The 6467-nt window shown below is 48.2% G+C and carries 6 protein-coding genes and 1 pseudogene; 1 reads left to right on the top strand and 6 read right to left on the bottom strand.

The genetic code is table 11. The features are described from left to right. From AC1WIP_RS09650 to AC1WIP_RS09625, 6 genes and pseudogenes are all read right to left on the bottom strand, one after another. Window positions 1–431: pseudogene (locus tag AC1WIP_RS09650) on the bottom strand (hypothetical protein); the annotation flags it as partial. A gap of 20 nt (window positions 432–451) precedes the next feature. Then, window positions 452–1300: a carbohydrate ABC transporter permease gene (locus AC1WIP_RS09645; protein WP_481141643.1), complete on the bottom strand. Its 849-nt coding sequence runs from the start codon at window positions 1298–1300 to the stop codon at window positions 452–454. Between the two features lies 1 nt (window position 1301). Continuing rightward, window positions 1302–2246 (bottom strand): carbohydrate ABC transporter permease, encoded by a 945-nt coding sequence (locus AC1WIP_RS09640; protein ID WP_481141642.1) that lies wholly within the window; start codon window positions 2244–2246, stop codon window positions 1302–1304. Window positions 2247–2354: 108 nt separating this feature from the next. After that, window positions 2355–3713 (bottom strand): ABC transporter substrate-binding protein, encoded by a 1359-nt coding sequence (locus tag AC1WIP_RS09635; RefSeq protein WP_481141641.1) that lies wholly within the window; start codon window positions 3711–3713, stop codon window positions 2355–2357. A 59-nt stretch (window positions 3714–3772) separates the two neighbouring features. Then, window positions 3773–4732, bottom strand: coding sequence for a BadF/BadG/BcrA/BcrD ATPase family protein (locus AC1WIP_RS09630; protein ID WP_481141640.1), 960 nt, complete (start codon window positions 4730–4732; stop codon window positions 3773–3775). Window positions 4733–4772: 40 nt separating this feature from the next. Then, a complete protein-coding gene (locus AC1WIP_RS09625; RefSeq protein WP_481141639.1) occupies window positions 4773–5846 on the bottom strand; it encodes an SIS domain-containing protein in 1074 nt (357 codons plus the stop codon). 365 nt (window positions 5847–6211) lie between these two features. Here AC1WIP_RS09625 and AC1WIP_RS09620 point away from each other — a divergent pair. Further along, the coding region (locus AC1WIP_RS09620) for a hypothetical protein (protein ID WP_481141638.1) at window positions 6212–6467 on the top strand (256 nt) is incomplete at its 3' end.

Genomic DNA, 6467 nt, shown 5'->3' with positions numbered 1-6467 from the left:
GTAGGGTTGTGCATTCCCTTGCAGGTGGGCCGTATCTTAAAGTACAGCCGGTTATATCTGGCCAGGTCCATCCCCTTTACATTCAGCTTTGCCTCATAGGAGCCGAAGGTGGCGTACTTGCCGGTGGGTGCGTTGACAGAGCGGGCTTCAAAGCCAGGCCAGTGGTTGTTTCGGGCGCCGGTCTTAAGCACCAGCTTCCCGTCCTCAATTCTGGCGCGTCCCTCCCCGTCAAAGGTCCAGGGAGTCATGTCCTTTCCGTCCCAGATCACGGTTTCCTCCAAGACCTCCTTTTGCAGGTCATAGGTTTCCAATGACCGTTCCATATCCGGCTTCAGCGGAATATGGATGTAAAGTGACTCTTTTAGTTCCTGTTCAAATTTCGCATTCATGTTTTCTCCAATCCGTGCGCCCGGCGCACCTTTTGTTTTCAATTTCTCTCCTGTCTAGTCCTCTATTCCTTCAGTCCGCTGGTTGCGATTCCCTGTACAAAGTTCCTCTGGAATATAATGTAGAAGATCACGACGGGAATCACAAAGATCACTGCCGCCGCCATAAGCCGCGCCCAGTCCGTGGAATATTCTCCCATAAACTGCTGTAGTCCCAGGGATAAGGTAAAGTCCTCCGTTCTGGAAATATAAATCATCGGCGCCAGATAATCCGACCAGGCGTTCATAAAGGCGTAGATGGCCACTGTGGTAAGGGCCGGCTTGCAAAGAGGCAGCACCACCTGGGTGTATCTTTGGAATTCATCAGCCCCGTCGATCTTTGCCGCATCCAACAGGGAATTGGATATCCCGTTGATAAACTGTCTCACAATCACGATAAAGTAAGAGCTTCCAAAAAACGTGGGCAGAATCAGGGGGACGTAGGTGTTGGTCAAATGCAGCTTTGAATAAATCCTGTAAAGCGGAATCATGGTGACAGAATAGGGAATCATCATGGTTGCCAGCAAAAGTCCTGAAATAATGGGGGCCCCCTTCCATTTGATCTTAGAAAGGGAATAGGCCACAAGAGGTGTGGAAAGCACATTCCCGATAATGGACAAAATAGTGATAAACAGGGTGTTGCCCATATATCTCCAATAAGGAATCACCTGCATGGCCGCCGGAAAGTTTTCCAGGGTCCATTCCCTGGGAAGCAAGGTGACCGGACTTGTAAAGGCATCTGAATTTGTTCGGAAAGCCGTACTGATCATGACAATGAAGGGTGTGACAAAAATAATGCAGAGGATTGTGGCAAAGAGCACAAACAATGCCTTTTTCACCCATTTTTTTGCCTGATAAAACTGGTTGGAATTCATATCACTCACCTCCTGTGGCTTCCGTCACCTTTTTGGTGGCCTTTGTCATAAACACTGTCATAATTGCGACCACAATAAACAGCAGCCAGGCCATTGCAGACGCCTTTCCCATATCCATGTAGATAAACGCATTGTGGAAGATATACAGCGGATACATTAAAATAGAGTTGGCTGGTCCTCCGCTGGCCAGTCCCATGGCATTTCCGCTGCTTGCCCGCACAATAATGTAAACCTGCTGGAAATACTGGAAGGAGTTAATCAAATTCAAAATAGCCTGATATACAATCACATGGGCGATTCCCGGAATGGTAATGTGAAAAAATGACTGCAGTCCATTTGCGCCGTCAATTTTTGCCGCTTCATAATAGCTGCTGGAGACCTCCTGCACCGCATTCATGATCACAAGCATGGCCGTGCCCACATGCCACAGTCCCATCATCACCAAAGACCACTTCGTCACCTTGGGGTCCAAAAGCCAGGAGGGCCCGTCAATCCCTATTTTGCTAAGCACACTGTTGATAATTCCATAGGTGGGATCGAACATCCATATCCACACCATTGTCCCTGCAATCATAGGAATCACTGAAGGGAGGAAAAAAATAGTCCGCACGACCCCCTTCGCCTTAAACCGCTTTGCACAGATAAGCGCCAGACACAGAGCGCAGAGGAGATTTAACGGCGTGGAGATAAAGGACATAAACAATGTATTTTGCAGCGACTTCAGCACAAGAGGGTCCTTAAAAATGTTTTGAAAATTTTGAAGGCCCACCCACACCGGATCCGAAACAGGACTGAATTCGGTAAAGCTGTAGTACAGGGAAGAGACTAACGGATAAACACTGAAGCACAAAAAACCGATGATCCATGGAAGCGCAAACAGAAATCCATTGAGATTATCACGGCCGCTCTTTTTCAGTTTCCGCTTTGTATCTGCTTGCTTACTCATATAAACTCCTTTCCAAAAGGGTATCCCAAAGACAGTCCGGCAAAGCGCCGTTATGTCTCATTCCTCATGCTGTAATATTCCTGTCTCTGGGATTCCCTCCGTTAAATGCTACTGCAGACCTTCACACTGCTGTGCCAGATCGGCCATGGCATCCTCCGGCATCATATATCCGTTGTAAACCATATCAAGGGCGTTATCAATCAGGGTCACATATCTTGCATAATCCCTTATCTTAGGGTAATTGATTCCGTTTTCCAGCTTGTTCGCCTCGATAAAGGTCTCAAAGCCCGGTATTGCAAGAATATCAGGGTCCTCCGAAAGATCGTCTCTGACTGGTGTGGAGCCCCTTCCCACGCACATGATTTTGGAGCCTTCATAGCCGCTCACAAATTGAATGAAATCCCATGCGCCCTCCTTATTTGCAGCATTTATTGGCATTGCCAGAGTGGAGGTTTCATAGCGGCACACACCCTGCTCCGGATTGGCTTCCGTTCCTGGAATCAGGGCAATGCCATAATTTAAGTCCGGGTTAAACTCTTCAATCATTGTGGGGAGCCAGGTGCCGTCAAAGCGGAACGCCTGCTTTCCAGTAAAGAACATATCCTGCTCCGTATACCGATTGGTGTTGGCCGTGCCTATAAACGCCTGCACCTGCTCTATGCCATACTGCTCACGGAATCTCATGTTCATATGAAGGCTGTCCAAAATCCCTTCCGACTGGGGCGTCAGATTGCCATCGTCATCCCACCAGCGTCCGCCAAAGGCATAGATCAGCTCCTGTCTCGCGCTGGCAAGGGGGAACAAGGGATAGCCCAGCACATCGATGTTGCCGCTTTCGTCCAAAGTTGTGATTTTCAATGCCATTTCATAGAGCTCTTCCATTGTGGCCGGGGGCTCGTCATAGCCTGCCTGGGCAAGCAGATCAATATTATAGTACATCTGGATTGCGGAGCCTCCGCCATTAGGCAGCGCATACACCTCGCCGTCAAAGGTACAGGATTCGATGGACTTATCCGTCCACTGGGTCAGATCCACATTGTCCCTCTCCACATATTCCTGCAGGCTCTGTAAAAGACCGTTAAAATAGTAGGTAGTCAGATTAGAATTGCTGGAAAAAATCACATCCGGTCCGCCCTCACTGGACATACCCACAATAAGCTTTTGCTGATCCGTCATGGAAAGCCCCACCACCTCATACTGGTCCTGAGAGGCATTGTAAGCGGCAATCAGCTCTTCTTCTACCTCTGCCTCCTGTCCAGTGTGAATGTGCCAGTAATTTACAATTTCCCGGTCTGTGCTTCCCGTTGTTTCTCCGGCAGTCTCCCCGCCGCCTGTTTCCCCGGCCGCTGTTTCCGCACTCTGTGTGGAAGTGCTTTCCCCTGTCTGTGCCTGTTGTGCGCCGCACCCCAAAAGGGAAGCGGACAGCATCAGACATGCCATCAACATTGCTAAATACCTTTTTTTCATGTAACCCTCCTTATTTATCTCATTTATATTGCGATGCCGGAAAAGAATCCGCATCATAGTTACCCAGCTCCTGCCGTCACTTTCGGGGATTTGCTGGCAAGAAGCTCCCTGGCCATCTTTGCCGCGCCGTCCACTGCGGACATAGCAGGCCTTTTTACTCTGGCCTGAGGATATTTTTCCCGAATGAGTTTTTCAAACTCCTCCGCATGAATGCGGCTCTGGACAATATTGCTGCCCCAGATTCCCACCACGATTTCAGGCTCCTCCTGCATCTTAAGCACCTTGATCAGCTTGTCCGCAAGACCAAAGGTCTCCTTTGCAGCGGCCTTTAAAATCCCTATGGCGTTTTCATCCCCGCACTCCGCAGCATAATCTACAATATCCCCCAAATGTATCTGCTCGTGGGAATTCATGGTCAGAGAAGCCGAATAATCTGTCATTTCCTTGGCTGTATGAATGCCCAGCCTCTCCTTTATCAAATGTCCCATAAGAGATTCTTGGGCGACTCCATCGAAGCAGTCCGCCAGATACCGGATTGCCTTACGGGTCACCCAGGTGCCAGAGCCCTCCTCTCCCATGATGGAGAATGCCCAGCCCCCCACTCTTCTGGCTTCCCCTTTTTGGTTGATTCCAAAGGCGATGGAGCCCGTCCCGGAAATCACCAGAATTCCAGTGCCCCCGGTAACCGTATAATGGGCCAGCTCCGCGTCATTTTTCACCACCATGGGGCAGCAAAAGCCATCCAGTCTTTGATAGAGGCCATTGAGGTAGATTCTGTCCTCCTCCGTGTCAAGCCCCGTTGTACCGCAGACGAGATACCTGCAGTCTGCCCGCTCTCCTCCAAAGGCCGCCAGGCACTGGTCGATATGGTGGTTGATTCTCCTTTTGACCTCCTCCTGTGGGAGCGCGTAATGGCTTGCGTAGCTTCCCACATATTTGCCCAGCACCTCTCCCTGGAGGCTTTGGGCTTCCACCCGGTAATGAGTTCCGCCGCTGTCAATTCCAATTACATATTCCACGATTCACCCCCTGTAATTTTTTCTGCTCTGCTTTTGGGGCTTACCCCTCCTGCTTTGCTTTGATGTTTAGTATAGCGTCCAGCTTTTTGAAGATTTCGCTGCCCTTTCCCTCTCTTCCCGTAAGGGGAGGAATTTTAGCGCCCATGATCTGGCTTGGCAGACACCAGCTGAAAATCCGCAAGGCCTTGCTGTCCTCCTCCCCTATTCTCAGATCCCTGCGGGTGTTAAAGGTTTCGCCGCCGCCCACTGTATAGACATAGGGCGACTGCTCTGCGTGATAGCGAACCAGTCTCTCAAATCTTTCGTAGTCCGGATCGCTTTTTTCCGGAAGCAGATACAGACCCGCCATCCTTTCGTCAATAGCCATATCCGGTCCGTGGAGAAATTCCTCGTACTCGTATCCGGAGGCGGGAATCAGCATGGTCTCCTGCAGCTTTAACGCCGCTTCCAGCGCCGCCGCCTGCCCTATATGCTTTCCCACCACTACGCATTTCTCTATTTCCTTTAACTCCTGCACGTTTTTTTCAAACCAGGAAAGGGCTGTTTGAATGTTTTTTTCCATCTGCTCCGGTACATGGGCATTCTCTACGGCTCTTTTCTCATATTCCTGCTCTGAGACAATCCCCAAGGCTTTTGCCGCCTCCAGGGCCATGCAGTAAAGCAAAAAGTAGGTGCTCACATAGCCCTTGGTTTTTGGCCCCGCCTTTTCCTCACCGCAGCGAATCGTAATATGCTTTGCAATGTGGTTTACTGCGCAGTGCTCCGCCCCTGTCAGGGCGATGTGGGGATACTGTGAAAGTGCTTGGATGGCCTTAACCGTATTGGTAGAATTGCCTCCCTGTGAAATAAAGATCAAAAACGGTTTTTTGTCATACATCACAGGAATTGCCGAGGACGCCGCAGGCGTCACCTCGATTCCCAAAAGCGCTTCCATGACCGGGGCCGCAGCCTTTGCCGCATTCAAAGAGGTTCCGCTTCCGATGAGAAAAATTCTATCGGGCTTGTTTTTCTCAAGCATCTGCGTAAAGACCACCGTATCCTCCTTCCTAAAATCCCAGACCCGCTTTAACGCTTCCGGCTGTTCTAAAATGTAATCATACATGGTATCATTCATCTCACTCCTCCTTGCCTGTATCTTTTGTCCTATTACTTGCTTTATATTTCTTTAATTAAGTTAATTAAATTAAATCATAGAAAAAAAGCCTTGTCAATTAAATTCTTTGCAGAATTGTTAGGTTTGTCTGCTTTTCATAATATTAATCGTTTCTTTTTGGTAGTTTTTTATAATCGATTAATGCGACTGCAATCGCTGGAACGCATTGTCAGTGAAGGGCTTACAGGGGTGTTTTGAAAAAGGAGCGGAAATATTCAATATTTAAAAAATATCCGGAAACAAGGGAAAATATTTACAAATATATAGTAAAATGGTACAATTATTTTGTTGAAATATTTTATATGTGTAAAAATAGGGATTAAGGCATGAAAAAAATAGGAAAATATGCTGTTACAACATTGATTCAGATTGTGGTATGTGAAATTTTGCTGATATGTATGTTCCTCTTATTGGAAGGAACAGGGATAGACTATAATATCCCGGTGATTCTGGGCTATGCCATTTTGCCTGCTGCATTCGGTGCGCTTGCCTGCTTTCTTTTTCACAGGAAGCATTTTAAAGTTCAGAAAGGAGACATTTTCTCAAAAAATAAGGTTCTTCGATTTTTGTCAAGACTTGCTG

Source organism: Acetatifactor sp. (assembly GCF_982438285.1).
This window is presented reverse-complemented; position numbering and strand designations above follow the sequence as displayed.

Bases quoted from the DNA above. Each gene is read 5' to 3' on its own strand.
- AC1WIP_RS09645 (WP_481141643.1), bottom strand. From the start codon at position 1,300: ATGAATTCCAACCAGTTTTATCAGGCAAAAAAATGGGTGAAAAAGGCA.
- AC1WIP_RS09640 (WP_481141642.1), bottom strand. From the start codon at position 2,246: ATGAGTAAGCAAGCAGATACAAAGCGGAAACTGAAAAAGAGCGGCCGT.
- AC1WIP_RS09635 (WP_481141641.1), bottom strand. From the start codon at position 3,713: ATGAAAAAAAGGTATTTAGCAATGTTGATGGCATGTCTGATGCTGTCC.
- AC1WIP_RS09625 (WP_481141639.1), bottom strand. From the start codon at position 5,846: ATGAATGATACCATGTATGATTACATTTTAGAACAGCCGGAAGCGTTA.